The following is a 26973-nucleotide window of genomic DNA, read 5'->3' on the forward strand; positions in this document are numbered from 1 at the left end:
GAAGCAGATTGCGAATATCCGCTTGACGTAACGATTCAGAGCCATGCGAAATGGTACTCTGAATCATTACCAATATAAAACTAAAACAGGAGGAAGCAAAACGATGTACAAATTTGACAGAGAAGCTTATGACAGGCGGATGGAGTGGTACCGCGACGCCCGTTTCGGCATGTTTATCCACTGGGGACTTTATGCCATCCCGGCGCGCGGAGAATGGGTGCGGAGTACCGAGCAGATTCCAAAAGAAGATTACATGAAATATTTCGAGGAGTTCAACCCCGTTGATTTCGAGCCGCGGAAATGGGCAAAAGCGGCGAAAGAGGCCGGCATGAAATACATGGTTCTGACTGCCAAGCATCACGACGGTTTCTGCCTCTTCGACAGCCAGTATACCGATTTCAAATCCACCAACACGAAATGCGGCCGCGACCTCGTTGCAGAGTACGTTGATGCCGTCCGCGCAGAAGGACTGAAGGTCGGTTTGTATTTCTCCCTGCTCGACTGGTTCCACGACGATTTCCCACATTACGGCGACCGGAACCACCCGATGCGGAACAACCCGGCATACAAAAACGATGACCGCGATTTCGACCGCTACCTGACCTACATGCACAATCAGGTACGCGAGATCTGCACAAACTACGGAAAGCTCGATGTGCTGTGGTTTGACTTTTCCTACGATACGCTGCGCGGCGAAGCATGGAAAGCGACGGAGCTGATCAATATGGTGCGGAAGCTCCAGCCGGATGTCATCATCGACAACCGTCTCGAGGTGAGCGGAGAGGGCTACGGTTCTCTGGCGGCCGGAAATCCGACCCCGTACCACGGCGACTTTGTGAGCCCGGAGCAGATGATTCCGCCGAATGGCATCCAGGATGTAAATGGAAACGATATCGCCTGGGAATCCTGCGTTACGATGAATAATCACTGGGGTTATTGTGCCAACGACCACTTCTTCAAACCGGCACCGATGCTGATCAAAAAGCTGGTCGAGTGCGTATCGAAGGGTGGAAACCTGCTTTTGAACGTTGGCCCGGACGCCAGGGGAAATATCCCGGAGGAGTCGATCGAACGGCTGGCTGAGATTGGAAAGTGGATGAAGAAAAACGGAGAGAGCATTTACGGCTGCGGAAAAGCCGGTATTGAGAAACCGGACTTTGGCCGTGTGACGCGCCACGGAAACCATCTGTATTTTCATGTCTATGAAAATACCGTTGGGCCGCTGCCGCTGCCCGGCGTGAAAAAAGAAGAAATCCAGGCGATCCGCTACGTCGCAACCGGCGCGGAAATCCCGGTTTCCACAAGCTGGGTACACAGCGATTATCCGACCATGGCATTCGCTGATCTCGGCGAAGACCCGGTATTGCCGGATGGAGTCGATACAGTCATCGATGTGATTCTGAAAAAGTAGAGGGTAAAATCGGATTTGATTCTGGAGCGTGTCTGAAAAAGCATTTCCGCAATCTGCAGGCTTCACTTTGCGGTATCTTTTTTTTCAGACACGCTCTAAAAGTCTTACAAGTTCTTACAAAATTCTGTATTTTTCGTTCCGCTGATTGACAGTTCTGGCAGAAGAATGCATACTGAAAAAAACACAAGATCACAGCCCGTGCTTCGAAATTTAACCGAATCAAGCAAGTAGCGAAGCGGATTGCGAAGATCTGCCTGACTCCTTTTCCTGCACAGGGAAGGATAAGAGCTTTCGGAGTGGGAAAAGGGCAGTCTGTTTTTAGAAACAAAGCAAGAGAATCACAGTTTCGTTTTACAAGAAAAAAAGAGGGGGAATAAAACATGATTCGTCTGAACCACGTAAGCAAAATTTACGGCGATGGAAGCAAAAAAGCCGTCGATGATCTTTCCTGGGATATCGAAGATGGAAAGATCACCGGCTTCATCGGTCCTAACGGGGCCGGAAAAACGACAACGTTAAAAATGATCACCGGTATCTTAGCGCCGTCCGAAGGAACGATTGAAATCAATGGAAAAGATATTCAGAAGGATCCGCTCGAAGCCAAGCGCCAGTTCGGCTTTGTGCCCGACGACCCGGATGCGTTTCTTCGCGTCAGGGGAATTGAATATCTGAATTTTATGGCAGATATCTACGGTGTCGGAACGGAAGAGCGTCAGCGTTTTATCGAAGAAACCGCAAAACGCTTTGAGATGGAAGAGAACCTTTCGAGCCGTATCATGAGCTACTCGCATGGCATGCGTCAGAAAATCATGGTGATGGGCGCACTGATCCACAAGCCGCCGGTCTGGATTCTCGATGAGCCGCTGACCGGCCTTGACCCGCGCTCCGCGCACGAGCTCAAACAGATGATGCGTGAACACGCCGATGCCGGAAACGCCGTGCTGTTTTCCACCCATGTGCTGGAAGTAGCGGAAAAACTCTGCGACCGCATCGCCATTATCCATCACGGCCGCCAGGTATACCTGGGTACCCTGGAAGAATTAAAAGCGGCCTATCCGGATCAGACACTTGAAAATATCTTTTTGGAGATCACCGAACATGCGTAACTTATGGATTCTCACCCGTTTCCTTCTGAAAAGCGGACCAGGAAAAAGCAATCAGAAGAGCGGAAAAAAGAAAGCATTTTCGGACGGAGGACGTATCGTTGTATACCTTCTGCTTGGTGTCTGCCTCCTTCCCGTGTCGGTCTTACTGTTTCTTCTGGGATATTCCGGCTATACCTTCCTGCAGCCGCTCGGGCTGGAAACCCTGCTGATCGAGTTCGTCTGTGCCATTGGCATGATGGTCATTTTCTTCTATGGCCTGCCGCTGTTTCTGAGCGAGTATTACATGGACTCTGACCTCGTAAAGCTTTTGCCGCTGCCGTTTACCCCGGCGCAGATTGTCGGTGCGAAAGGCTTCTGCTGTCTGCTGAACGAATACTATCTTATTGTACTGCTGTTCTTTCCGTTTCTGTTAGGGTACGGGATCAGCGCCAAAATGGGCATTTTTTACTGGATCAATATGATCCTCGCCTGCCTTATTTTCCCGGTTGTGCCGCTCGTTTACGCCGCAGTTTTGACGATGCTCGTGATGCGTCTTTTCAAAAATATCCGAAACAAGGATTTCTTAAGCTACCTCGGATTCGCCGCATCCCTGATTTTTGCGATCGGCATCAACGTATTTTCGCGCAGTATCGGAAATTTTGAAATGCAGGATATCATGAACCTGATGGAAAGCCAGAAGGGTACTCTGCGTGCCTTCCGGACCATTTTTCCGAACCTGCCCCTGATGACCGGAAGCCTTGCAGACGCATCCTTTCTCAAAATGATACTCTACATCGCTACAACCGCCGTCATCCTTGCTGTCTTTTTTGCCCTCGCCTGGAAAATCTACCTTCCGGCTGTCCTCGGCATGAGCGAGACCACCAGCGAAAAACGCATCTTATCCAAAGAAGAAGTGACCAGAACGGTCAAAAGCAAAAATCCGATCCGCACCTACGCGATGATCGAATGGAAAAAACTGTACCGAACCCCGGCCTGGTTCATGAATTGTGTTCTGATGCCTCTCATCTGGCCGGTCTTCATGCTTGGCATTGCCCTCGTTTCGGTCATTTCCAGCCTTGGCATGGCTAAAACCACCGGCCTTTGGACCCGGCTTGTCGCCGATGGCACCATATTCCGCCTCCTGAAAGGAGAACTGCCTGTCGCAGTTGCCGTCCTTACCGCCGCCGGAATCGCCGTCATGATGTCCATGTTCTGCGTGATCTCCGCCACAGCGATGTCCCGAAAGGGCAGCGAATACATCTATATGAAATGCATTCCGATGAGCTATCACGACCAGATCCGTGCCATGCTGGTAAGCGGCATCCTGATCAGTCTCCTTGGCACCTTGCCGTACGCTCTGGTCTTCAACATCATCGCGGTCGTTTTCGGTCTGCACCCGGCGACCCTTCTTTACACCACGGCGATCACGGTTTTATTTACCCTGTTCGTAAACTATGAACAGCTCCTTTTTGACCTTGCATTTCCGAAATTAAACTGGGAAAACGAAACCGCCGCCATAAAATCCAACAACCGCTCCCTGATCTCCGTCCTCATCGACCTCACCGTCGGCGCAATCCTGATCGGAGCCGGCTACCTGCTGTACGGAAAACTTCACCTCAACATCCACATCACCACGAGCGTGATGATTCTGCTTACCGCAGTCCTGACCTTTGCCATGCGAACCGCCCTTTTTAAATGGGGCGTTCAAGTGATGGAACATCTGGAAAGCGCTTAACAGTTTCGAGACATAATAACAATATTAAAATGTGATAGAAAAGAGATTTCAGCCAATGTGCGGATCTCTTTTTTTTGCGCTCCTTTCCAATTTCGCTGCGTATTTTCTTTTATCGATTATGCTTCATTGTACTACTAAAAGACCTGTGTGGGCAATCCATTGCCGCCATTCCCCGAAAATTTTAAAAGACGGACAAAAAACAGAGGATTTCTCTCTGCATTTTGTCCGTCTCTCTACAACGTATTTATTGGATTCTCCGTTTACGGAAATGATTTCGGAAATGATGAACTAATTCATCGCCTCACCCTTCAGCAGTCTGCTGATGTGCTTGTACAGAAGCATGGTTACCAGTGATACCACAACACCTTTGATGATATTAAACGGTACAACGGCAAACAGAACAAAGGTCGGAAGGCTTGTAATTGCTTTGTTGACTGCAGATCCCATTCCCACAAGGGCATCCATCGGCATTCCAAAGGCTGCTGCATAAGCCGGAAGCAGTACAAAAGCGTTCAGAAGACCGCCGGCTGCTGCCAGAAATACGGTTCCGACTGCCATACCGATCATGGCATTTTTCTTTGTTTTCTGTGTTTTGTAGATCCATGCGGCCGGCATAACATACGCGCAGCCGATCAGGAAGTTTGCCACTTCGCCAACACCTGCGGTGGTACTTCCTTTCATGACAAGGTTAAGCAGAATCTTAATCAGCTCAATCGCAGCTCCGGCAAGAGGTCCCATCGCAAAGGCTCCGATCAGCACCGGAACTTCGCTTAAATCAATCTTGTAGAAACTCGGGGCAAACGGAAGCGGGATGTCAAAAAACATCAATACGACTGCGGCTGCGCCGAGCATTGCCACCTGTACCATGTAACGGGTTTTTCCGATTTGTGACATCTTTGATGTCTGTTTTGCTGTTGTCTGTGCATTCATAACTGCATTTCTCCTTTTTTTTCTGGAGATCTTGACCGGTTCTGCCGGAAGTAACGAGTCCAAATACGCTCCACGAATTTGAACTCGTTTTCGCGGCAGTCGCCAAGGTCTCGTGCAAGCACGGACTTTGGCTCGTTGCCCGCGAAAAAAAGTGCCCTGAATTCCTTTTCTTGAATTCAGGGCACCAAAAATATTTCCATGCAAATAAACTTTATTTCGTCTTCTTTCATCCAGACTTTAACTGTTGGTCCCGGAGTTGCACCGAGTCAGCCGCTGTTTGATATCGCAGCGGGTCGCGGACTATACCGCCAGTAGGGAATCACACCCTGCCCTGAAGATCTCCGTATTTTGTTTTTACAGGAACATTTTATTCATATTCACACAATTTGTCAATACTTTTTTCAGACAATACATGATCTGGTTAGTTTGCTACGCCCATCTGAATTTTTCCTGTGCTCTTATTTTTCAGCACACGCAGATAGCAGATCCGCATATCTCCCTTCAGGACGAGACGGATCTCAGATGCGCCGTCAGTCTGCGGTCTGTCTGCGAGGGAAATTTCAACATCCTCATAAACCGGCTCGCGGTACCGGTTGCGCTCTTTTACTTCTTCCTCCGCATAGCGGTCCAGTTTCGGGGCGCTGCGGAACTCACAGGTTCTTGTGTCACCGGTAAAGCTTCCCATCGAAACACCATCCACAAAGGCTTCCACACTGCCGCCGCGTTCGCTCTTCACATGAAGCGCCAGAACAGCAGCATCGGAAAGATCACAGTCACGGTAAACGAGAACACCTTCTTTCGTCTCATCCTGCACGCGGACTGCCTTGAAATTGAAGTGGCCTTCCGTCAGATACATGTTCTCGTAATCATCGTAGTGGTCTGCCGCGGTAAATGCACTCAGATCGCGTACTCCCCTTTTTCCGCCCGGAATAAAGATTTCTGCGGAAACGGCTTTATCCTTGCAGGATGCGCCCGCATAGATTTCATACGTTCCTTCTTCTACCATCAGTCTGCGGCTGATGACATCGTAGAAGCGAAGCTCCTCCACCGGGATTTCCAGTGCGATGTGTCTCGTCTCGCCCGGGGCAATGTTTTTCACACGGACAAAATCAAGCAGCTGGCAGATTGGTTTCTTTACGCAGGATTCCAGAGCGGAACCGTAGATCTGGACGACCTCGTCGCTTGCGGTATCGCCCGTATTTCTCACATCGAGAGAGATCTGCAGCAGACGGTCGTCTTTTAAGGAAACCTTATAGTTCTCATACGCAAATGTGGTATACGTCAGGCCATAGCCGAATGGATACAATACCTTCCCGTCGAAATAGCGGTACGTTCTTTTTCCTTTGATGATGTCATAATCGTCAATGTCCGGCAGCTGATCGATACTCTCATACCAGGTCATATTCAGACGGCCGGCCGGTGCATAGATTCCAAGCACAGCCTCTGCCATTGCGCTTCCCATATCCTGGCTTCCCGTTGCAGACATGATGATCGCCGGCAGTTTTTCCATCGCTTTCTGAAGTGTGTACGGATAATTCGTAAACAGCACCAGAACGGTATTCGGATTGACCTCTGTGATCCGGTCAAGCAGCATCTCCTGCTCCTCTGGCAGCTCCAGTGTGTTGCGGTCGATCTCCTCTTTCGCATTGATCACGGAGTTACAGCCGAGCGCAAGTAAAACCTGCTTTTTGCCCCGGACTGCAGCAACTGCTTTTTCAATTCCGTTTTCGACAACCTCCATCGTAATCGGAATTCCCTCCGTCTGCTCAAAGGAGAAAAATCCCTCTGCATCCTTATAAACCGGGTAATGGAAACGGTTGGTCAGCACAACGCTGCCATCCTCCTGTGGCTCCACGTGGAAAATCTCCATCACGAACCAGTCGAAGGCTTCCTCCCGGTCTGCCGCAATCTGTCCCATTTTCGGCTTTTCTCCCTGCGACTCTGAGAGTCTTGCGCTGAGGTATTTTCCGGTACGGACACTCTTGAACGTATAGCTTCCCTCACCCCAGTATTCCTTGATAAACACATCTGGCTCATCTGCCATCTGAAGTGTTCCGTCTTCTGCTACGGCAAGACCTTTTCCATCACAGCGGAAAACAACGCGATCCAGACCATCCGCGAATGTAATGTTCTCCTGCTTCAGTACTTCCATCCCCTGCAGGAAGGTTGTGCGGTATGGTGCCGTTCCGCCGTACCAGTCCTGATACCATGCACCACCAAGCGGTCCGACAATGGCAATATCTTCTGCTTTCAGGGCTTTGTCAAGTGGCAGCGCTCCGTTCTCATTTTTCAGAAGTACGATCGATTCGCGGCTCAGCTCTTTACAGATTTCACGTGCCTTCGGGGAATCGATATCGTCCTCGGTCACACGGTCATACGGATTCAGATTTTCCCGATCATAAACGCCGAGACGAAGCTTCGTCTCCATCATACAGCGAATAGAGCGGTCCATATCCTCTTCTTTCAGAATGCCAAGCTCATATGCCTCGCGTGCCGCCTGCTCTACCATACGCGGATCGTCAGACATGGCATCCACACCGGCTTTCAGCGCCGTTGCGATCGTCTCCGCATGCTGTCCGAAATAGTGATGCAGATTCACGACAAGTCCCATCGCACCGCCGTCGCTGACAACGTGACGGAGACCGTACTGTTTTTTCAGAATATCGGTCACTTCCGGATTCAGGATACCGATCGTTCCGTTGATCTTGTTATATGCCGTCATAATGCCCTCTGCGCCGCCATCCTCAATACATCTGCGGAATGGCTCCAGATACAGCTCATATTTGTTCCGCGGGTCAATGGAAGAATTTTTCCATCCGCGGCCGACCTCCGTGTTGTTTCCATAGAAATGCTTTAAGGTCGCTGCACAGCGCAGATACTTCGGATCATCGCCCTGCATTCCCCGGATATAAGCACCGGCCATTTTTCCGGTCAGCACAGGATCCTCTCCGTAACCTTCTTCGTTTCTTCCCCATCTCGGATCGCGCTCAAGATCAACGGTCGGAGCCCATCTGCTGAGTCCATGGCCCTGATGGCGGTGCCATACGACGCGCGCCTCGGTTCCTGTTATTTCACCGGCCTGTCTGATCAGCTCCGGATCCCAGGATGCACTCATACCGATCGGCTGTGGGAAGGATGTTGTCACATCCGGTTTTCCAAGACCGTTCTGATCGTTTCTGCCCTCAACGCCGTGTGCCGCCTCACCGCCCACAGAGACACCCGGAATGCCAAGGCGCGGCAGATCCGGGGAAGAGCTGGCGAGGTATCCCAGTTTTTCTTCGACCGTCATTTCTTTTAACAGCCAGTCGATTCTTTCCTGATCCGTCAGTGATGCATCCCAGAACGGTGTGTTTTTGTTTACCTGAAACTCCTTCTTTTCTGTCATTTTCCAAAAACCTCCCGATTATTTTGTCTCATGAAATTGTTTGCAGATTTTCCATATACTGTTATCTTTTTACAATGTTTCACATTTCCCATTACTGTCGCTGTATTTAAAAACATGGCCTGACATTTAATAATATCAGACCATGTTTTTGTGCCGCCTTCCGTTCAACGGCAAAACCTTATGTTTTTGCTTTACTTACTCTACATCAACAAGTTTGGTAGCAAGGAACTCTGTCATAGCTTCTTCTGCATCTGCCAGACCATTGTCTGTCAGCTCCTGTACCATGCTCTCCCAGTTTCCATCAAACTCATCTTCGGTACCAGTTACGCATTTAACAAGTCCCGGCCAAGCAATTTCGTCCAGAATTGTCTGTTTCTCAGCAAGTTCCTGTGGCTGCTGATATGCCCACAGTGCAGAGTATGGAAGAAGATCGAACTCTTCCGGCTGTGCAAACATGTCGGTCAGCATCTCAAATCCCATCGCTTCGCATCCTTCTTTTTCTGCTGTATTGTAGTTTGCAATAACAGACTCTTTGGTAGTTGGAGTATATGGGAATCCGTCTTCAGAGTAGGAACCTGTTCCGTAGATCGGGAATCCAGTGTAGTTGTCAATACCGGTATTCTTTGCATAATCCGGATCAGACTGAGCTTTTGCAACTTCTTCATCGGTACGATATGGCTGTCCGTTATCATCGAGGAAGTAGTTCTCGCCTTCAATACCCCAGTGATACAGGATCTGTCCTTCATCGGAGCACAGATAGTCAAGGAATTTGATGGCACGAACCGGATCTTCACAGCTCTTGGTAATTCCAATACCCCAGCCAACGGTAGTTCCCTGATACAGAAGGGCTTTTTCTACCTGATCTTCTCTTAAGGTTACAGGAAGTCCAACATAAGTCTGATCTACTTTTCCGTCTGCTACCAGAGTAGCTTCGCACTGGCTGTAATGCCACTCAGCATCGGTGATGGCAACAACACGGCCGCTGGCAACTTTTGCAATATAGTCATCATCTGTCTGCGTTGCAAAGTTCGGATCCAGGATACCTTCGTTGTACATACGGCACAGCCATTTGAAGTATTCTTTCTCTTCATCTGTTACATGTTTGTAATGTACGTTGTACTCGTCGTCAATGATCCACTGTCCATTATCCGGGGATGCATCAGCGATCAGTCCTGCCGGGTTTCCAAGGGTAATCATCCAGTGCCAGTCAGAAGCACTCATGGTGATACCGATCATATCCAGACCATCTTCTGTTTTTGGATGTGCTGCAAGATAGCTCTTGATCATTTTTTCATACTCATCCAGTGTCTTCGGATATTTATAATCGTTCTCTTTTAATGCAGCCCACTGAATCTGGCAGCTTCCGCCTGTTGTCAGGGTTTTCTGGTTTACACCTGCGTAGGAAAGCTGATAGATTCCAGGATCATCCTGGCTCCATTTCAGTTTTTCCATCTCTGCTCCGTACATTTTTTTGATGTTTGGACCATATTTTTCAATCAGGTCTGTCATATCAATCAGCGCGCCTGCCTGATACAAATCCGTTGCTGAGCCTTTTGCATAAATCATGTCCGGATACTCATCATTTGCGATCATCAGCGCAATATCTTCTTTTGCATCACCCTGGGATGCTACCGGATAGGAAACATCCAGTGTAACGCCTGTTGCCTCTGTGATTGCTTTTGCTACCGGGTTATCCCAGTTGCCGTTTTTACCATCAGCGTTAAAATACTCAAAGGTAATCGGAGATTTGTCATCTGCATCATCTGCTGTCTCGCCTGAAGAACTTGCCTCTGCCGCTGATCCAGTCTCTGTGCTGGAACCTCCCTTGCTGCTGCCACTGTCGGAACCGCATCCTGCGAGCATTCCGGCCACCATAGCAGATACTAACATGAGTGATACTACTTTTCTTTTCATAAAAGCCCTCCTTAAAATGGTTTATGTCATCCTGCACTCTTTCTTTCGCCTGGCAGGAATAAACATCATCTTTTTCTAAAAATTTTTTAATACTGTTTTTTATCAGTCTTTAACAGAACCAAGTGTCATACCGCCGATAAAGTATTTCTGAAGGAACGGATATACAATAACGATCGGCACAGTTGCTACAATCGTTACGGCCATACGTACGGACATTGGTGTTACGGCCGTCTGTACATTGGTTCCTGCATGAACGTCCATTTTCATGGTCGCCTGGTTCATAATCTCATACAGTTTGTACTGCAGAGTCGGGAGTTTTTTCGCATACAGGTAAGTATCCATGAAGGAGTTCCACTGTCCTACTGCATAGTACAGACCTACGGTTGCGATAACCGGTTTACAAAGCGGCATAACGACTTTATACCAGATCTGAAAATCGTTTGCTCCGTCGAGCTTTGCTGCCTCCTGCAGAGCCATCGGCAGTCCGTCGATATAAGAGCGGACCAGAATCATATTATAAACCCACATCAGACCAGGCAGAATGTATACCATGAAGTTATTGCCCAGCTTTAAGGTACGGATAATCAGAAGGTATTCCGGAATCATTCCGCCACCGACATACATGGTAACAACGAACAGAAGCTGGAATGGTTTGCGGAGTACGAAGTCTCTGCGGCTTAATGTGTAAGCAACCATCGAGGTACATACAATACCTACGATTGTTCCGATGATGGTTCTTGTTACAGAAATCACAGCCGGCATTGCAATGCCGCCGTCTTTAAATACATATTTATAGTTGCTTAATGTAAACTTTCTCGGAATGATGAAGTTTACATTCTTAATGGTATCCGTAGAATCGTTGAACGAAATCGCCAGTACGTTCAGGAACGGATAAATGGTGATGATGACGAGGAATACGAAGATTACCGCCAGTACGTAGTCAAATTTTTTTGCTTTCTTGTTCATATTCGCGTCCTCCTACATAAGTTTATCTTCGCCTACCAGACCGGCAATCTTATTGGCGATCAGCAGCAGGGTAACGCTGACTGCAGACTGGAATACACCGATTGCGGTACCAAGACCGTAGTTGCTGTTTCCGATACCTCTCTTATAAGAGAACCAGGAAAGTACCATCGTGTGATCCTCAACCAGCGGGTTACTAAGAAGCATCTGACGCTCCATACCTACGTTCAGGGCGCCACCGATGCTCATAATCAGCAGTACGATGATGGTCGGTCGGATACCCGGCAGAGTGATATGCCAGATCTTCTGCAGACGGCTTGCACCGTCCATATCAGCGGCCTCGTAAAGACCAGGATCAATACCTGCCATGGCGGACAGATAAATAATTGCGTTCCAGCCAACCTCTTTCCAGCAGTTGATCAGGATAATGGTTACCCAGATAAGCGGTGAGTTGGAACTCATCAGGTGCAGGTTCTTGCCGAAGATACTGTCAACAACACCGCCGTCGTTGAAAATATTCTTTGCAATACTTGCAATGATAACCCAGGATACAAAGTGCGGCAGATAAGAAATGGTCTGCGTTACTTTTTTGAACTTCATAAAGAACATCTCGTTCAGAAGAACCGCAAATGCGATTGCTGCGATCGTTCCAACCGCGATGTCAAGGAAGCTTACTCCCAATGTGTTGATTAATGTCTGTGTGAACAGACGGTCTTTAAATGCATCTGTAAAGTTCTTAAATCCAACCCAGGTTCTCTCCCAGATCGGAAGTGCGAACGTTGCCGGTTTTACCTCCTGAAACGCCATCGTCCATCCCCAAAGTGGAATATACTTGAAGATAATCAGCCAGATTACAAATGGTACTGACATTACAAGCAGCCAGCGCTGTTTCCACAAAATTGCAGGTGTGATTTTCTGTCCTCTTTTCTTTTTCACCTTTTCCTTCGCCATGCTCCCCATCCTTTCCGTTGTTTTGTGCGTTTTTATTACGCATTTTCTTTGCTTATTTGTGATATTTACATCATATCAAATAAAATCCCAGTTTGATATTGTGTATTTTGTCCACTTATATTGACTTTTTTTATCTTTTTCCACATTTTCAGGTGCTATGGCAGGCATTTTTACTAATTTATATGCGTTTGTTTTTATTTTTTACACCAGCTTACAATTCTACCAATCAGTGTTTTTTTTGTAAAAAAAGCAGGAAAACGTAATGGGGGATTACATTTTAAGAAAAATGTCAGTTTTTTATCCAAATAATCTCCGTTTTCTCTGCTATGATAAACACCATAGAACCAAGAGGGGAAAAACGAGATGAGCCAATACAACATATTAGTCGTAGACGACGACCGGGAAATCGTAAGATCTCTCGGCAAACTATTAGAACTGGAAGGCTACAGGGTAAAAAAAGCCTACAACGGCATGGAGGCACTCGACATCCTCATGACCGAACAGATCCATCTGATCCTGCTCGATGTCATGATGCCCAAAATGAACGGCCTTTCCGCCCTGATGAAAATAAGAGAAAAAAACAACATCCCGATTATCATGCTTTCCGCGAAAACCGAAGAGAGCGATAAAGTCATCGGACTTTCGATGGGCGCCGATGATTACGTGACAAAGCCGTATAATACCGCCGAACTCATGGCCCGTGTTAAATCCCAGCTCCGCCGTTACTTCTCCTTAGGCGCCGCAAACGGAACCACACAAAGCCAGGATATCCTGAAAAACGGCGGTCTGCTGCTGAACCGAAACACCAAAGAACTCCTGGTGGACGGTGAACCTGTTCGCCTGACCGCAACCGAGTACAAAATTATGGAGCTTCTGATGGAGCATCCCGGCTATGTATTCTCAGCCGAAGAAATCTACAGCCAGGTCTGGCAGGAGGATGCTTACAGCGTAGAAAATACCGTCATGGTTCATATCCGGCGCATTCGTGAGAAAATCGAAATTACGCCGAAAAATCCAAAATATTTAAAGGTGGTGTGGGGAATTGGATACAAAATTGAAAAAATTGACGGAAACTGAAAAACGCATCCTGCTGTGGATGCTTACCGATCTTTCTATGGTACTGATTTTGTGCGGAAAGCTTCTGCGGAAATGGGCCAGTGAATTCGAATGGGGAATGTGGCGCAACATCGAATGGGGTATCGGCATTGGAGTGACGGTAGTCGGCGTTTTGGGCATAGCCGCAGCCTTGTATCTGGTATGGAAATTCCGAAAAAATACCGGGAACTCGAAAATGACTGATTTTGCCGGCAGCGAACCGGAAAAAGCGGGAAAAACAGCAAAAAGCAGCGAAGGGGCAGCCGCAGATAAGTCCGAGACAGATGAAATAGAAAAATCCCGGCAGATGCAGTTTGAGGCAAGAGCCGCTGCGGAAGCAGAGAAAGAGCAGCTGTTTCTGAAAAAATCCGAAAAGGTGCCAAATGAGCTTCTGGTTCTTGTCGGAGGATTTGCTTTTTTCGGATGGCTTCAGCCGCTCCGGCACAGCTATGCCAGATACCGCATTGTTGCCGAATGGGGTACTGTAATAGAGTGTGTGCAGACAGGTCTTCTGTTTTTTGGAATCTGTGGCGTTTTCCTTCTCAGTGCCGGCATTCTTGTCTGTCGCTATGAAAAGAAACAACTGAGAGAAATGTCCTTTTTTTGCAGAGAAAGGAAGCGTTACAGAGATCGGACCAGCCTGGAACGGCAGCTTGCCGGTCAGAGTAAATGGCCGTTCCGTGTGGCACTGATTGCGGAACTTCTAATCGTGATTACCATGATCACCGGACTGATAAACGGAATGGATGGCGAGGTGCTGTTTGTCATTCTTCTTGGGCTGACCACGCTGATTTTAATTCTGTTTGCCTGGAAAACATACCGCAGTCGCCTGAACCGGGAGATGGGCCTTTTGATGGAACAGATCCATACGATGGCAGAAGGCAGCATGGAAAGCCGGATCCATGAAATATCCGAAAAATCCCTGCTGTATCCGGCGTTTGCAGAGCTGGAAAATATTGAGAGCGCTATGCAGAAGAGCGTAGAAAAACAGATGCAGGCGGAGCGTCTCAAAATTGACCTGATTACCAACGTATCGCACGATCTGAAAACCCCGCTCACCTCGATGGTCGGCTATACGGATCTTCTGAAAAAAGAGGATCTGACACCGGCGGCACAGGATTACGTCGAAGTGATTTCTGTGAAACAGGAACAGCTAAAGGAGATGATCCAAAGCCTCTTCGAGCTCTCCAAATCGACAAGCGGAACCGAAAAATTCCAGATGGAAAAAATGGATATGAAACGGTTGATCGAGCAGACCCTCGCCGATATGGACGATGCGATTGCGCAGAGCAATCTGTCGTTCCGCACGGCGCTCGGAGATGAGCCGCTGCCGTTCCTTGGGGATAATGGGAAAATGTACCGCGTGATACAGAATCTCGTGGAAAATATCCTGAAATACAGCCTGGGCGGAACGAGAGTTTACATTGACGCAGGGAAGGAAAAAGGGGAGATTTTCGTGACGATGAAAAACATTTCCGCCTATGAGATGAATTTTGAAGCGGAGGAAATGATGGAACGCTTTGTGCGCGGCGACGAATCACGGACGAGCGAGGGGCACGGCCTTGGCCTTGCGATTGCATCAAGCTACACGGCCAACATGGGCGGCCGCATGGAGCTTGCGGCAGACGGCGATCTGTTTAAAGTCATCCTGCGTTTCCCGGAGGCAGGCGAGGATTCTGCAGCGGGAGAAACAGCCACAAAAACCTGACTTGCATAAGAATGAGACAGAAGCGGGATTGCAGCAGGAAGGATCTGCAGAAGGATTCTGAGAGAGTATGTAATCCCCGGGAGGAAAAAAATGGAGACAATCAGTATTATCATACCATGCTACAACGAAGAGGAAGCAATTCCGGTTTACTACGAGACGATGGTACGTCAGATGGATGAGATGGAAGAACAGCAGAAGGTTCAGTTCGAGCTGATCTTTGTTGACGACGGCTCGAAGGATCACAGTCTGTTTGAGATGCGCCGGCTTGCGCAGAAGGATATGCGCTGCCGTTACCTCTCGTTTTCGAGAAATTTCGGAAAAGAGGCAGCCATGTACGCCGGACTGCAGGCGGCCAAAGGCGATTACGTAACGGTGATGGATGTCGACCTTCAGGATCCGCCGTCCCTTCTTCCGAAAATGTACGCGATGCTGCAGAGCGGCACCTGTGACTGTGTAGCGGCACGCCGCAGTTCACGGGAGGGCGAGGGAAAAATCAAATCCTTCTTATCAAATGCCTTCTACGGTGTGATCAACCGCCTTTCCAGAACAGAGATTGTAAGCGGTGCACGGGACTACCGTCTGATGAGCCGCAAAATGGTGGATGCCGTGCTGGAAATGAGTGAGTACAACCGCTTTTCCAAAGGGATTTTCGGATGGGTCGGTTTTCACACAGAATGGCTGGAATTTGAGCACGAGGACCGCTGCGCCGGGACGTCGAAGTGGCCGCTTCGAAAGCTCCTCGCGTACTCGGTCGACGGCATCACAGGCTTTTCCGTAGCCCCGCTGTCACTTGCATCTGTCATGGGCGTGCTTTTTTTCCTGATTTCTATGATTCTGATCGTGTTCATCATCGGAAGAACGCTGCTGTTTGGCGATCCCGTTGCGGGCTGGCCGTCGATGGCATGCATCCTTTTTCTGGTGAGCGGTGTACAGCTTTTCTGCACGGGCATTGTAGGCATTTATCTTTCCAAGACATATCTTGAAACAAAGCACCGTCCGATCTATCTCTTAAAGGAGACGAGTGAAGAGACGGTCAAGATGCACAGTGTGCAGCCGGTGAAAAAGCAGGAGAGTGCTGCAAAGAGAAGAAAAGATACCCATACGGCAGAAAAGAAAAACGTGTATTTTCCAGAGTATGCCGACAAACGCCATGCGTCTGAAAGAGGAGAAATCCGGGCATGAAAAAGGAAATCTTAAAGGAAATAAGAGAGCCGGGAAAATCACGGAAAAAGAAAGGCCAGCCGAAAGGACGGCGGAACGGCTTCTTGGAAGGTCTTACCGGAAAGGATTTTACGGCGGCTGGTCTGTTTTTCTTTTCTTTGCTTTTGTGCCGGCTGTTCGTCCTGCAATACGGCGTATTCGGCTCCTCGATTGACTGGATCAGCCAGCACAGCACCCTTGCCGATTACTTCCGAAAGCGGTTTTACGCGACCGGAAACCTCTTCCCGGATTTCGCATGGAATCTGGGAGGAGGTCAGAATATTTACCATTTTGCCTACTACGGACTGCTGAGTCCGACCATGCTGTTATCCTACCTTTTCCCGTTCATCCCGATGGACCTGTGGGTGATGGGTTCCTCCGCGCTGCTGTATGCGGCGGATGCAGTGCTTTTTTATCAATGGATCAGCAAAAAGGGTCTGCATTACGGCAACTGTCTTTTTACATCACTTTTCTTTACGTGTTCTACCGCACTTCTATATCATTCCTATAATCAGCTTATGTTTGTCAATTATATGCCGTTTCTGCTGCTGGCTCTGCTGGGCGTGGATCGCCATTTTCAGAAGAGAAAGAGCGGTCTTCTGATTCTTTCCGTTCTTGGGATGATTCTGACCAGCTTTTATTTTTCTGTCGGCGGGCTGCTTGCGCTCACGGCGTATGCGGTGACGGAGTATTTGAAATGCGGTACAGAAAATGCTGCGTATGAAGCGGAACAGGAGAATCGAAAAGTGTCGCGGAATCAAAAGGCCGGGGCAGAGAAAAAGCAGATGGCAGGTGAAAAATCTTCAGGAACAGTCGAAGCTTTGGCGGGTTTGCGGAGCTTTTTTGGCGCAGCAATCCGCTTTGCGCTTCCGGTCCTCGCAGGAATCCTTCTTTCCGGTATTCTGCTGATCCCATCGGCTGCCGCCTTGTTCGGCGGCAGCGGCGAGGGCGGACGCGGCACCGCAGCGGGCGGCATTGCAGGACTTTTTACCGATCCGGCGATGTGGAAACCGCAGTTTCTGATCCTGCGTCTCTGCTACACGCCGTATGGCATTGGCCTCTCCGCATTTGCGGGGGTGGCGCTTTTGGGCAGAGTGATCGGAAAGAGCCGGTTGCGTGAGAAACTGTTGTCCTTCCTTTTGCTGGTATTCTTTTGTATTCCCCTGTTCGGCTATCTGCTGAACGGTGGCCTGTACAGCAAAGATAAAGTATTCATCCCGTTTCTTCCGGTCCTCTGTGCAGAAGTCGGGCTTTATGTGGAAAACCAGCTTGTCCGGAAGCGGGAGTGTGGAAAAAATCGAAGCACCGGGAATTTTAAGCGCAAAGTCATGACAGAGCTGCGAGAATTGTTTCCGTACCTCATAGTTCTGATTCTGATGTGGAATGCAAAGCAAGAGACATACTTTGAACCATACTGGCATCTCGGCATACTGGATGTGATCTGTGTGACTGCGTGCTATCTGGCATGGCGGTGGTTTCCGGCAAAAAAACAGCTGCGGGGCAGAGAGCTTCCGTTTCTACCGCTCGTCTTTAGTGCTGTGATTCTTGCATTTGCCGGAAAAGCAATCAATCAGGAAAAGCATGTGATGATCCCGCGCAAAACGTATGAAGCTCTGACGGACAGCAAGATTGCAGCGGCAATCCGCGAGATCCGTGCGGAGGATCCCGGCTGGTACCGTATGGAGCAGTATGGAGACGGCGGACAGAACCTTGCGAACGTCAACCGGATATGGGATATTGGACAGAATGTTTCGACGATTTATTCCTCGGCATACAATGCAGAATATAAGAAATTCCGGGACGAGACGTATGGGATTAATGAAGCCTTCCGCAACCGCATGATGCAGACGGTTTCCGATGATCCGCTGTTCTGGCAGCTCATGGGCGTGAAGTACATTCTGGCAGAAACACGGCCGGAAGGGTATGAACTGTACCGGGATTACGGGGACTTTCAGGTTTATCGTGCCATATCCGCAGCGCCGGTTGCCTACGTGACAGACCAGGTGGTTTCCGAGACGGAATACAAATCGTTACCTTATCCGCAGAACCAGGAAATACTGGAGACGGCAGCCGTGATCCCGGATCAGGAAATGCGGAAGACAACAGCGGCAATCACGGATCAGGAAAAATCGGCGAAATCTGTGGATAATTTCAGAGCCGCTGCAGATTCAGATACAAAGAATGGTTCTGTAGGACCCCTGTTTCACAGTTGTTTTCAGAAAGTAAACCTTGAAATTCCAGAGACCGATCAGGAAGATCTGCGCATTCAGAAGACAGCGGACGGATATGAGATTGAGACGAAAAAATCCGTGACCGTCTCAGCAACGCTGCCGGGTGCCGCAGAGGGAGCAACGCTGCTCGCCGTTTCTTTCGAGGTGGAGAATCAGAAAGCGAGTCATGATATGTTTATCCGCATCAACGGCCAGACCAACCGCCTGACCGGCATCAACCATACGTATGCCAATGGGAATACACAGTTTAACTATCTTGTAACGATGAAAGAAGATGGAACCGTATTCATTCGGATGGGAAAAGGCCATTATATCCTGAAAAATTTTGAGACATGGACTGGTATGGCACAGCCGTTGGAAAAAACGGAGCAGCTGTACAGTCAGGCGGTTACCCTGATTGGCGGAACAACAGCAACATACGGCGGCGACGGCATCACAGGCGTGGTTTCCGCGGAAAGAGACGGATACCTCATCACCAGCATTCCATACGATGAAAATTTTGTGCTGAAAGTGGATGGGAAAGAAACACTGCTGTTCCGCGCAAACACGGCATTTCTCGGCGCAAAAATCCCATCAGGCGAGCACAAAATTGTTCTTGTGTACCATGCGCCCGGACGGACGGCTGGCAGTTGGTGCAGCCTGATGGGAGGAATGCTGGCACTCATCCTTGTGATCTGTGAAAAAAAGAAACAGCAAAACGGCAGCGAACGGGCAGGAGAGAGCAAAATGTTGCAAAAACAGCGGAAATATTATATCATCAGAGTGTAAAAATAGTTGTAGTGACACTTGGTGGAATGGAGCATATCTTTACAGCCGCAGGAAGAACTGGCAGCGTTTGCCCGGTTTGGAAACGCCGTTGCAAGCCTTTGTGTGGAGAAAAAAGGTGCTAGAGCGTGTCTGAAAAATCATTTCCGCAATCTGCAAGCTCCACTTTGCGGTATATTTTACCCTCATTCGGTTGCCGTAGCCCGCTACGCCGCCCTTATTCGGATAAAATCTCCCACGAACTGGGACTCGCAGCTCACGAAAAGGCTTTTTCAGACACGCTCTATTCCGGCCATGCCGGATCTGGCACAGGTAGAAAAAAGACTGGGGGATAAGAAATGGAATTAAGAGAGCAGTTAAATGGAATCCAGCATGTCGGTATTCCGACCAACGATATTGAGATGACGATTGCGTTTTATGAAAAGCTTGGATTTGAAATTGCATTCCGCACCGTAAATGAGGCGGCGGATGAGAAAGTGGCATTCTTAAAGCTTGGAACACTTGTGATCGAAACGTACGAAAACAAAGCTGCAGCACTGAAACCCGGAGCAATCGACCATGTGGCGATTGACGTAAAGAATATTGAAAAGGTTCACGAAATGATTACCGGGGCCGGTCTGAATACGACGCAGGATGAAGTACATTTCCTTCCGTTCTGGGAAAATGGCGTCCGTTTCTTCACGATCGAAGGACCAAATAAAGAAAAAGTGGAATTCAGCCAGTATTTGTAACGATTCCAAGCCATGCGAAATGGAAGAAAAATCGCGAATCATGCTTGCATGAATATCCGTTTGACCAGCAAAGCCTCTGCCGGAAAGCAAAATTTTTGCCCGGCAGAGGCTTTTTTACTTACTCTGAAACAAATACTACCGGATAGTCAAAAAAGCGCAAATTATCCCTATAGAGTAAAGGAGATGCAAAATTTATCTGCAGTTACAAAAACGGGGTGGAGTTTTTATGGAAACAGGGCAGGAAATCATTGTGCTTTCTGCACGTGAGTGGTAAAATAGAATAGATAATATATAATCTGTTTTGAATAAAAACAGGATATTTTAGATAACATATAATCTGTAACAAGAAGGGGAAAAAATGGAACAATTTATATGGGAAACTCCGGAAGAACTGGATCAAAAACTTGCGCAGCGAGTGAGAAAAATCAGAAAGAGACGTTCAATTACGCAGGAAAAATTAGCATCTATAAGCGGAGTGAGTTACGGCTCAATCAAAAGATTCGAAACGACAGGACAAATTTCCCTGTTATCTTTAACGAAAATTGCAATCGCACTGGATCTTGCAGATGAGCTCAGAAATATTTTCACGCAGGTACCGTATAAAGATATTCAGGAGGTTATCAATGAAACAAGATAAAGTACTGCAGGTGTGTTATGAGGATCAAACGGTGGGAACATTAGCTATGACGGCAGACCACAAAGTGGCATTTCAGTACAGTGATGAATGGCTGGAAACCGGATTTTCGATCAACCCATTTTCATTGCCTTTGCAAAAACAGGTATTTGTTCCAGTTAAGGATCATTTTGAAGGATTATTTGGGGTTTTTGCGGACAGTCTTCCAGATCATTGGGGCAGATTACTGTTGGATCGCCTGTTACGGGCACATAAACAAAATCCGGATGAACTGACCGTACTGGATCGTCTGGCGATTGTGGGCACATCGGGGATGGGAGCGTTGACATATCACCCGGAAAAGAATTTTCCAGAGGAGCAGAGCAGTGCAGATCTGGACAAACTGGCGGAAGAGTGTCAAAAGATACTGAATACAGAGTATTCGGATAAACTGGACGAATTGTATCTGCTGGGAGGTACCAGCGGCGGAGCAAGACCTAAAATCATGACAACCATTGATAATGAAGAATGGATTATCAAATTTCCAGCGCATGTGGACGGAAAAGATGCAGGAAAAATGGAATATGACTATTCCTGCTGTGCCAAGGCCTGCGGAATTATGATGAGTGAAACGAGATTGTTTCCATCAGAAAAATGTAAAGGATATTTTGGAACTAAAAGGTTTGACAGGAGAAACTGTTTGAAAGGGAAAAAGAAAGTGCACATGTTGACGACAGCTGCAATTCTGGAATTGGATTTTGAGCAGCCAAGTCTGGACTATCATGGATTAATGAAACTGACAAAAATCATGACACGCAATTGCGATGAAGATGTTGAAAATATGTTCCGCCGAATGTGTTTCAATGTTTTTGCACATAACAGAGATGATCATTCGAAGAACTTCACGTATTTGTACGAAGCAGACGAAGATAAATGGCATTTAAGTCCGGCATATGATCTTACTTACAGTAATACGTATTATGGCGAACATACTACGTCAGTAGATGGAAATGGAAGAAATCCAGGCAGAAAAGAGTTACTGGCGGTAGGAACTGGTGCAGGGATGAAAAAGACAAGGTGTGAAGAGATCATAGACGAAATTGAGAAAAAAGTAAAGGAAATGTTGGAAGAATATCTTTTGGGTAAGTGATTCTCTTTGCATTCAAAAAATTTTAAACAGCAAGTTATTAACAGTTAAATAAAAAAGAGTTGCCAGACAAATGAACACTATAAGTACCTTGCTACGAGTTTTATTTTCGTAGCAAAGTACAAGATAGTACAGAGATAAAAATATGTCTCATTTGTCGTTTAACTCTTTACATTGCGCTTTTATTTCTTCTATCGAATCCTTCAATAACTTTAATCTGGCAGGCTACTTTCTAAACAAAGTCGTCCCCATCCCACCCGCCTGTTCGGGTATTCGCTCTCGGATGCGATGGGTTTTGTGCCTGCGATGAGATAAGCTTTCAGCTTTTCACCATATAAAAACGGGTCATTTCCGCGCAGAATACCCCATTCCATCATAAGAGCGGCGCTTCCCGATACAAAAGGCGTGGCAAACGAGGTGCCGGTGAAGGAAGCATAGCCGCCGCCGGAACGGGGAGCTGGGATATTGACACCCGGGGCGGCGAGATCAGGTTTAATTTCGTGGAGAATACGGGTATAGCCGCGGCCGGAGAAGCTGGCATAGGAGGAAAGGCGGGGATCGTAGGCACCGACCGTGATGGCGGAGCGGGCGGTGGAAGGGATGGTGAGTGTGGTGTCGGCAGTGGGGGAGAAGAAGCGGGTCTGTGAACCGACGGCGTTTCCGCCGGGAAGCCAGAGGTCAAAGGAACCGGAGATCAGGCGGCCGGGGGTGAGACGCAAGGTCCAGATGCCGTTTTCGACGGACAGATGGTTTCCTGCGCCCTGAAAGGTCAGGTAAATTTCCTGCGCCTGGCTGTAGGGGGATGGCATGCCATAAAACAGGAGAAGTTCTGTCGGACCAAGCGTCAGACGCGCCGTGCCGAGGACAGGAGAGAGCGTGCCGGAGCGGATGCCGCCGGGGGAAATCAGTTCGATCGAGATTTCATCCCCATAAACCTTCCAGATCTGGAGACTGAACGAGGATTCATAAGCACCGACCTGAAATTCAACGGAGACAGCGCGGTCAGCCGTTGCCGAGACCGCAGACGTCGCAGCCGGATCAGATGTCGCACGGACTGTTTGCGTCTGACCGGACGACTTGCGATCCGACTTTAGGTTCCCGGCATAATGGCGTCCGGTATCCCCTTCATTTCCTGCCCCGATACAGATCACGTTCTGCCCTAAATTTGACACTGCATTCAAATACGTTTCAAGTAAGGAATCCCCGCTGTGCGAACCGTAATTATTCCCGAAGCTCAAATTAGTCACAAGCGGCCGCTCCACCAGAAGTGCATATCTTACGCAGAAATCCACCGCCTGCAGCAATTGCGATGTCCGCGGCAGATCCGCCGGATCAGGATTCCCAAGCTTTACGACCACGAGTGTTGCTTCCGGTGCCACGCCCCGCATGGCCGCATCTGCCGAGGATCTCCCATTTCCCGCTGCGATTCCGAGCACCGCTGTCCCATGCCCCGTCACATCGCGGGACGGCACGAGGGCAAACCGTTCTTCCGGCGTAGAAGATGCAAGTGCCTCATTGATCTGCTGCCGTGTATATACCGACCCAAGAGCATACCCCATCGGAGGATTCCCCGGAATCGTCTGATCCCATAAAATTGCAATTCGGCTTGTCCCGTCCGGTGCGCAGAAATCAGGATGCGCATAGTCCACGCCTGAATCAATGCATGCAAGCAGCACCCCATTCCCAGACAGACCCATAACCCCCTCCTGCACAGGCGTAATACAGGATATGCTCCGCACAAATGCATCTGCGAAATAAAGTAATTTCGGTTTCTCCAGATAGGTAATCTGCGGCAGTCCTGTCACGTAATCCATCAGGGACTCCGGAACCAGAAGAATGGCATACGAAAACAGCAGCAGCGTCACACGAACTCCCTGCTCCTCCAGAAAAGCCAGGTCTCCCTGATACTGTACAATTACTTCCCATGTTTTGCTGTAAGAGTTATAACCTGCCGAAAGCTCCGGCACACGCCGCCGTTCGACTTCCGTTGCGGCCAGCGCAAGGTTCAACAGGTTTTCCCTTTTTTGATCAATCATTACAAAAACTCCGTCCAAAATGTTGTTAAAATCTATTCCGCTTTTCCTGGAAATATGATATAATCGCCATCGTACAATAGGGGTACAGATCTGCTTTTTGGAGTGCATCGAAAAATGGTTTTACGATGCCGCCTGGCGGGTCTTTACTATTTTACGCGAAATGCTTTTGCATTGAAGGGAGAGAACATGAAAATTATCATTGTGGGCTGCGGAAAAGTCGGAGCCGCACTGACCGCCCAGCTGAGCCGCGAGGACAACCTTGTGACGGTCATCGACACAGACAGTATTGTCGTCCGCAACGTCTCCAACACCTATGACGTTATGGGAATTGTAGGAAACGGAGCAAGCTATCAGGTGCTTCAGGAGGCGGATATTGAGCATGCGGATCTGATGATTGCCGTAACCAAAAGTGATGAAATGAACCTGCTTTGTTGTGTCATCGCCAAACAGGCAGCAGACTGTCACACCATCGCCAGAGTTCGAAATCCGATGTATCGGGAGGAGAGAGAATTTATCCGTAAAAAGCTGGGTCTGTCCATGATCATCAACCCGGAGCACGCGGCCGCCATGGAAATGGCAAGACTGCTGCGGTTCCCATCTGCGATTGAGATCGACAGCTTTTCCCGCGGAAGAATCGAAATGCTGCGCTTTAAAGTGCCGGAAACATCGAAAATTGTCCATATGTCGCTGCGTGAGCTGGCCGGAGCGCTTCAGTACAGTCTGCTGGTCTGTGCTGTTGAGCGAAACGGCGAGGTTTACATACCGGATGGAAATTTTGTGATCCAGGCAAAAGACAGCCTTTCCATCATTACCACACCGCAGAACGCAGAGAGCCTGTTTAAGAAAATCGGTGTTCATACAAACAAGGTACACAATACGATGATTGTTGGCGGCGGTGAAATTACGTATTATCTCGCAAAATCACTGGCAAATATGAACGTCGATGTCAAGATTATCGAGAAAAATAAGGATCGCTGTGAGGTTTTAAGCGAAGCACTGCCAGATGCAACCGTTATTTACGGTGACGGAAGTGACCAGGAGCTCTTAAAAGAGGAGCGCATCCAGAATATGGATTCCTTTGTGGCCTGCACCGATATGGATGAGGAAAACATCATTCTGTCGCTGTATGCGAAAGAGAAGGTATCCTCAAAGGTTGTAACGAAAATCAACCATCTGGAATTTAATGATGTTATCCACAGCCTGAACCTGGACAGCCTGATCTACCCGAAACACATCACCGCAGAGTACATTCTGCAGTATGTCCGGGCAATGAAAAACTCCATCGGAAGCAACGTTGAGACGCTGTATAAGCTGATGGAAGACCGTGTGGAGGCTCTTGAGTTTATCGTGAACCAGAATTGCCGTATGATCGGCATCCGTCTGCAGGATATGAAAACACGGCCAAACCTTCTGGTAGCAGCGATTAACAGACAGGGAAAGGTCATCATTCCGGGTGGACAGGATTCCTTTGAGGCAGGAGATTCCGTCATTATCGTAACAACGGAAACCGGTCTTCAGGATATCCATGAGATTCTGGCAGAGTAACGGGGGAAGCGGATTATGAACTATAAAATGATTCGTTTTGTCATCAGCTGGGTGCTGAAAGTGGAAGGTATGCTGATGCTGTTTCCGGCGCTGGTCGGAGCCATGTATCAGGAAAAGACAGGCTTTGCGTATCTTATCTGGGGACTGCTCTGCATTGCGGCCGGTCTGATCCTCTGCTTCAGAAAACCGTCCAATATGGAAATCTATTCCCGCGACGGATTTGTCTGCGTTTCGTTAAGCTGGGTTGTCCTTGGTGTTTTCGGAGCGGTGCCGTTTGTAATTACGGGGGAAATTCCGTTTTATATCAATGCGCTGTTTGAGATCGTTTCCGGTTTTACAACGACAGGAGCCAGCATTTTGAGTGATGTGGAAGCCCTTTCACACGCCAGCCTGTTCTGGAGAAGCTTTTCCCACTGGATTGGCGGTATGGGCGTTCTTGTGTTCATTCTTGCATTGCTTCCGATGAAGGGCGGTTCCGTCATGAACCTGATGAAGGCAGAGAGCCCGGGACCGACCGTTTCCAAATTTGTTCCGAGAGTGCGCGGAACCGCTAAAATTCTGTATCAGATTTATCTTGGCATGACACTTTTTACCATTGCTGCCCTGCTGCTTTCCGGCATGAAGACATTTGATTCTGTCACACTCGCCATGGGAGCTGCCGGAACAGGAGGCTTTGCCGTGTTGAACAGCGGCTGTGCAGTGTACACACCACTGCAGCAGTGGATTCTGACAATCGCCATGATTGCGTTCGGTGTGAATTTTAACTTTTATTATCTGATGCTTTGCAAAAAGGGAAAGGCCGCCATTTCGTCCCAGGAGGTAAGAGCGTATATCCTGATTATTCTTCTGGCAGGAGGCGTGATTTCCTGGAATATCTATCCGATGTACCATTCCATCGGTGAGACAGTACGGACCGCCTTTTTCCAGGTCGGATCGATTATCACGACAACGGGTTATTCCACGACGGACTTTGATCTCTGGCCGGAGCTGTCAAAATGTATTCTGGTGATGCTGATGTTCATCGGAGCCTGCGCCGGTTCAACGGGAGGCGGAATCAAGGTTTCGCGAATCCTGATCCTCTTAAAAACCGTGAAAAAAGAGCTTGGTTCGATCGTACATCCGCGCAGTATCAAACGCATCCGTTTCGATGATCACCCGGTAGAGCATGAGGTTCTGCGGGCGATCAACGTATTTTTGATTGTTTATCTTGTGATCTACAGCTTTTCCATGCTGATCATCAGTGTGGATGGATTTTCCTTCGAGACAAACTTCACGGCAGTTGCCGCAACGCTGAACAACATCGGACCTGGTCTTGACCAGGTAGGACCGACCAGCAATTTCTTTGGATACGGTCCGGTTTCCAAGCTGATTCTGATTTTTGATATGCTGGCAGGCCGTCTGGAACTGTTTCCGATGCTGATTCTTTTCTATCCGTCTACCTGGAAGAAGAGAGGATAAAGCGGTTCACCGGGAAAAAGAGGGACTTTGCGTCGGCGGGAAACTGCCGGAGCAGAAGGAAAAGAAAAAA

General features: G+C 48.4%; 20 protein-coding genes and 1 riboswitch. Of the genes, 13 read left to right on the forward strand and 7 right to left on the reverse strand.

Going from position 1 to position 26973, the window contains the following annotated elements:
* Window positions 1-103: 103 nt before the first annotated feature.
* The 3 genes from DWX32_RS10750 to DWX32_RS10760 all read left to right on the forward strand — a co-directional run bounded on the left by DWX32_RS10750 (window position 104) and on the right by DWX32_RS10760 (window position 4231).
* Complete coding sequence (locus tag DWX32_RS10750; RefSeq protein WP_117801282.1) at window positions 104-1411, forward strand: alpha-L-fucosidase; 1308 nt, start codon at window positions 104-106, stop codon at window positions 1409-1411.
* 380 nt (window positions 1412-1791) lie between these two features.
* Entirely contained in the window at window positions 1792-2517 is a 726-nt protein-coding gene (locus DWX32_RS10755; RefSeq protein ID WP_055221955.1) for an ABC transporter ATP-binding protein, read from the forward strand.
* Window positions 2510-4231, forward strand: coding sequence for a putative ABC transporter permease subunit (locus DWX32_RS10760; RefSeq protein ID WP_118660006.1), 1722 nt, complete (start codon window positions 2510-2512; stop codon window positions 4229-4231). Before DWX32_RS10755 ends, DWX32_RS10760 begins: the two co-directional genes overlap by 8 nt.
* 288 nt (window positions 4232-4519) lie before the next feature.
* Here the strand turns inward: DWX32_RS10760 and DWX32_RS10770 are convergent, their stop codons facing one another.
* From DWX32_RS10770 to DWX32_RS10790, 5 genes are all read right to left on the reverse strand, one after another.
* Window positions 4520-5161, reverse strand: a complete 642-nt coding sequence (locus tag DWX32_RS10770; protein ID WP_022461231.1) for an ECF transporter S component — start codon at window positions 5159-5161, stop codon at window positions 4520-4522.
* A gap of 214 nt (window positions 5162-5375) precedes the next feature.
* Window positions 5376-5504: riboswitch (FMN riboswitch) on the reverse strand.
* Between the two features lie 78 nt (window positions 5505-5582).
* Window positions 5583-8546: a glycoside hydrolase family 3 C-terminal domain-containing protein gene (locus tag DWX32_RS10775; protein WP_118660008.1), complete on the reverse strand. Its 2964-nt coding sequence runs from the start codon at window positions 8544-8546 to the stop codon at window positions 5583-5585.
* A gap of 195 nt (window positions 8547-8741) precedes the next feature.
* Entirely contained in the window at window positions 8742-10460 is a 1719-nt protein-coding gene (locus DWX32_RS10780; protein WP_117510367.1) for an extracellular solute-binding protein, read from the reverse strand.
* Window positions 10461-10562: 102 nt separating this feature from the next.
* A complete protein-coding gene (locus tag DWX32_RS10785; protein WP_117510366.1) occupies window positions 10563-11426 on the reverse strand; it encodes a carbohydrate ABC transporter permease in 864 nt (287 codons plus the stop codon).
* Window positions 11427-11438: 12 nt separating this feature from the next.
* The gene (locus DWX32_RS10790; protein ID WP_173841824.1) at window positions 11439-12374 is read right to left on the reverse strand and encodes an ABC transporter permease; all 936 of its coding nucleotides are present in this window, start codon (window positions 12372-12374) and stop codon (window positions 11439-11441) included.
* Window positions 12375-12737: 363 nt separating this feature from the next.
* On the opposite strand from DWX32_RS10790, the gene DWX32_RS10795 reads away from it, so the two are divergent.
* The 4 genes from DWX32_RS10795 (at window position 12738) to DWX32_RS10810 (ending at window position 19376) form a co-directional block, all read left to right on the forward strand.
* Window positions 12738-13451, forward strand: a complete 714-nt coding sequence (locus tag DWX32_RS10795) for a response regulator transcription factor (RefSeq protein WP_055266899.1) — start codon at window positions 12738-12740, stop codon at window positions 13449-13451.
* Window positions 13417-15177: a sensor histidine kinase gene (locus tag DWX32_RS10800; protein ID WP_118660010.1), complete on the forward strand. Its 1761-nt coding sequence runs from the start codon at window positions 13417-13419 to the stop codon at window positions 15175-15177. Before DWX32_RS10795 ends, DWX32_RS10800 begins: the two co-directional genes overlap by 35 nt.
* Before the next feature lie 90 nt (window positions 15178-15267).
* Window positions 15268-16359 carry a glycosyltransferase family 2 protein gene (locus DWX32_RS10805; RefSeq protein WP_070103713.1) on the forward strand — a complete coding sequence of 364 codons (1092 nt, stop codon included), beginning with the start codon at window positions 15268-15270 and terminating at the stop codon, window positions 16357-16359.
* Window positions 16356-19376, forward strand: a complete 3021-nt coding sequence (locus DWX32_RS10810) for a YfhO family protein (RefSeq protein WP_118660012.1) — start codon at window positions 16356-16358, stop codon at window positions 19374-19376. The genes DWX32_RS10805 and DWX32_RS10810 overlap by 4 nt, the downstream gene beginning before the upstream one ends.
* Window positions 19377-19415: 39 nt before the next feature.
* Here DWX32_RS10810 and DWX32_RS20735 read toward each other — a convergent pair whose 3' ends face one another.
* Entirely contained in the window at window positions 19416-19628 is a 213-nt protein-coding gene (locus DWX32_RS20735) for a DUF6783 domain-containing protein (protein ID WP_334294805.1), read from the reverse strand.
* On the opposite strand from DWX32_RS20735, the gene DWX32_RS20740 reads away from it, so the two are divergent.
* The 4 genes from DWX32_RS20740 to DWX32_RS10830 all read left to right on the forward strand — a co-directional run bounded on the left by DWX32_RS20740 (window position 19548) and on the right by DWX32_RS10830 (window position 21867).
* Entirely contained in the window at window positions 19548-19721 is a 174-nt protein-coding gene (locus DWX32_RS20740) for a DUF6783 domain-containing protein (protein ID WP_334294893.1), read from the forward strand. The genes DWX32_RS20735 and DWX32_RS20740 overlap by 81 nt on opposite strands.
* Window positions 19712-20104: a VOC family protein gene (locus tag DWX32_RS10820; RefSeq protein WP_055227805.1), complete on the forward strand. Its 393-nt coding sequence runs from the start codon at window positions 19712-19714 to the stop codon at window positions 20102-20104. The genes DWX32_RS20740 and DWX32_RS10820 overlap by 10 nt, the downstream gene beginning before the upstream one ends.
* A 358-nt stretch (window positions 20105-20462) precedes the next feature.
* A complete protein-coding gene (locus tag DWX32_RS10825; RefSeq protein WP_055227803.1) occupies window positions 20463-20741 on the forward strand; it encodes a helix-turn-helix domain-containing protein in 279 nt (92 codons plus the stop codon).
* Window positions 20728-21867 carry a type II toxin-antitoxin system HipA family toxin gene (locus tag DWX32_RS10830; RefSeq protein WP_055227801.1) on the forward strand — a complete coding sequence of 380 codons (1140 nt, stop codon included), beginning with the start codon at window positions 20728-20730 and terminating at the stop codon, window positions 21865-21867. Before DWX32_RS10825 ends, DWX32_RS10830 begins: the two co-directional genes overlap by 14 nt.
* 209 nt (window positions 21868-22076) lie before the next feature.
* Here the strand turns inward: DWX32_RS10830 and DWX32_RS10835 are convergent, their stop codons facing one another.
* Window positions 22077-23900 (reverse strand): S8 family peptidase, encoded by a 1824-nt coding sequence (locus DWX32_RS10835; protein WP_118595909.1) that lies wholly within the window; start codon window positions 23898-23900, stop codon window positions 22077-22079.
* 114 nt (window positions 23901-24014) lie between these two features.
* Here DWX32_RS10835 and trkA point away from each other — a divergent pair, with 114 nt between their 5' ends.
* Window positions 24015-25445 carry a Trk system potassium transporter TrkA gene (gene trkA, locus DWX32_RS10840; protein WP_256359696.1) on the forward strand — a complete coding sequence of 477 codons (1431 nt, stop codon included), beginning with the start codon at window positions 24015-24017 and terminating at the stop codon, window positions 25443-25445.
* A 15-nt stretch (window positions 25446-25460) separates the two neighbouring features.
* Complete coding sequence (locus DWX32_RS10845; protein WP_118601097.1) at window positions 25461-26903, forward strand: TrkH family potassium uptake protein; 1443 nt, start codon at window positions 25461-25463, stop codon at window positions 26901-26903.
* Window positions 26904-26973 lie beyond the last annotated feature (70 nt).

The organism is Blautia sp. AF19-13LB (assembly GCF_003479105.1).
Classification (GTDB): Bacteria; Bacillota; Clostridia; order Lachnospirales; family Lachnospiraceae; genus Fusicatenibacter; species Fusicatenibacter saccharivorans.

What these genes read in the sequence shown, in the direction of transcription:
- DWX32_RS10750 (WP_117801282.1), top strand. Translation starts at nt 104, where the DNA reads ATGTACAAATTTGACAGAGAAGCTTATGACAGGCGGATGGAGTGGTAC.
- DWX32_RS10755 (WP_055221955.1), top strand. Translation starts at nt 1,792, where the DNA reads ATGATTCGTCTGAACCACGTAAGCAAAATTTACGGCGATGGAAGCAAA.
- DWX32_RS10760 (WP_118660006.1), top strand. Translation starts at nt 2,510, where the DNA reads ATGCGTAACTTATGGATTCTCACCCGTTTCCTTCTGAAAAGCGGACCA.
- DWX32_RS10770 (WP_022461231.1), bottom strand. Translation starts at nt 5,161, where the DNA reads ATGAATGCACAGACAACAGCAAAACAGACATCAAAGATGTCACAAATC.
- DWX32_RS10775 (WP_118660008.1), bottom strand. Translation starts at nt 8,546, where the DNA reads ATGACAGAAAAGAAGGAGTTTCAGGTAAACAAAAACACACCGTTCTGG.
- DWX32_RS10780 (WP_117510367.1), bottom strand. Translation starts at nt 10,460, where the DNA reads ATGAAAAGAAAAGTAGTATCACTCATGTTAGTATCTGCTATGGTGGCC.
- DWX32_RS10785 (WP_117510366.1), bottom strand. Translation starts at nt 11,426, where the DNA reads ATGAACAAGAAAGCAAAAAAATTTGACTACGTACTGGCGGTAATCTTC.
- DWX32_RS10790 (WP_173841824.1), bottom strand. Translation starts at nt 12,374, where the DNA reads ATGGCGAAGGAAAAGGTGAAAAAGAAAAGAGGACAGAAAATCACACCT.
- DWX32_RS10795 (WP_055266899.1), top strand. Translation starts at nt 12,738, where the DNA reads ATGAGCCAATACAACATATTAGTCGTAGACGACGACCGGGAAATCGTA.
- DWX32_RS10805 (WP_070103713.1), top strand. Translation starts at nt 15,268, where the DNA reads ATGGAGACAATCAGTATTATCATACCATGCTACAACGAAGAGGAAGCA.
- DWX32_RS10810 (WP_118660012.1), top strand. Translation starts at nt 16,356, where the DNA reads ATGAAAAAGGAAATCTTAAAGGAAATAAGAGAGCCGGGAAAATCACGG.
- DWX32_RS10820 (WP_055227805.1), top strand. Translation starts at nt 19,712, where the DNA reads ATGGAATTAAGAGAGCAGTTAAATGGAATCCAGCATGTCGGTATTCCG.
- DWX32_RS10825 (WP_055227803.1), top strand. Translation starts at nt 20,463, where the DNA reads ATGGAACAATTTATATGGGAAACTCCGGAAGAACTGGATCAAAAACTT.
- DWX32_RS10830 (WP_055227801.1), top strand. Translation starts at nt 20,728, where the DNA reads ATGAAACAAGATAAAGTACTGCAGGTGTGTTATGAGGATCAAACGGTG.
- DWX32_RS10835 (WP_118595909.1), bottom strand. Translation starts at nt 23,900, where the DNA reads ATGATTGATCAAAAAAGGGAAAACCTGTTGAACCTTGCGCTGGCCGCA.
- trkA (WP_256359696.1), top strand. Translation starts at nt 24,015, where the DNA reads ATGGTTTTACGATGCCGCCTGGCGGGTCTTTACTATTTTACGCGAAAT.
- DWX32_RS10845 (WP_118601097.1), top strand. Translation starts at nt 25,461, where the DNA reads ATGAACTATAAAATGATTCGTTTTGTCATCAGCTGGGTGCTGAAAGTG.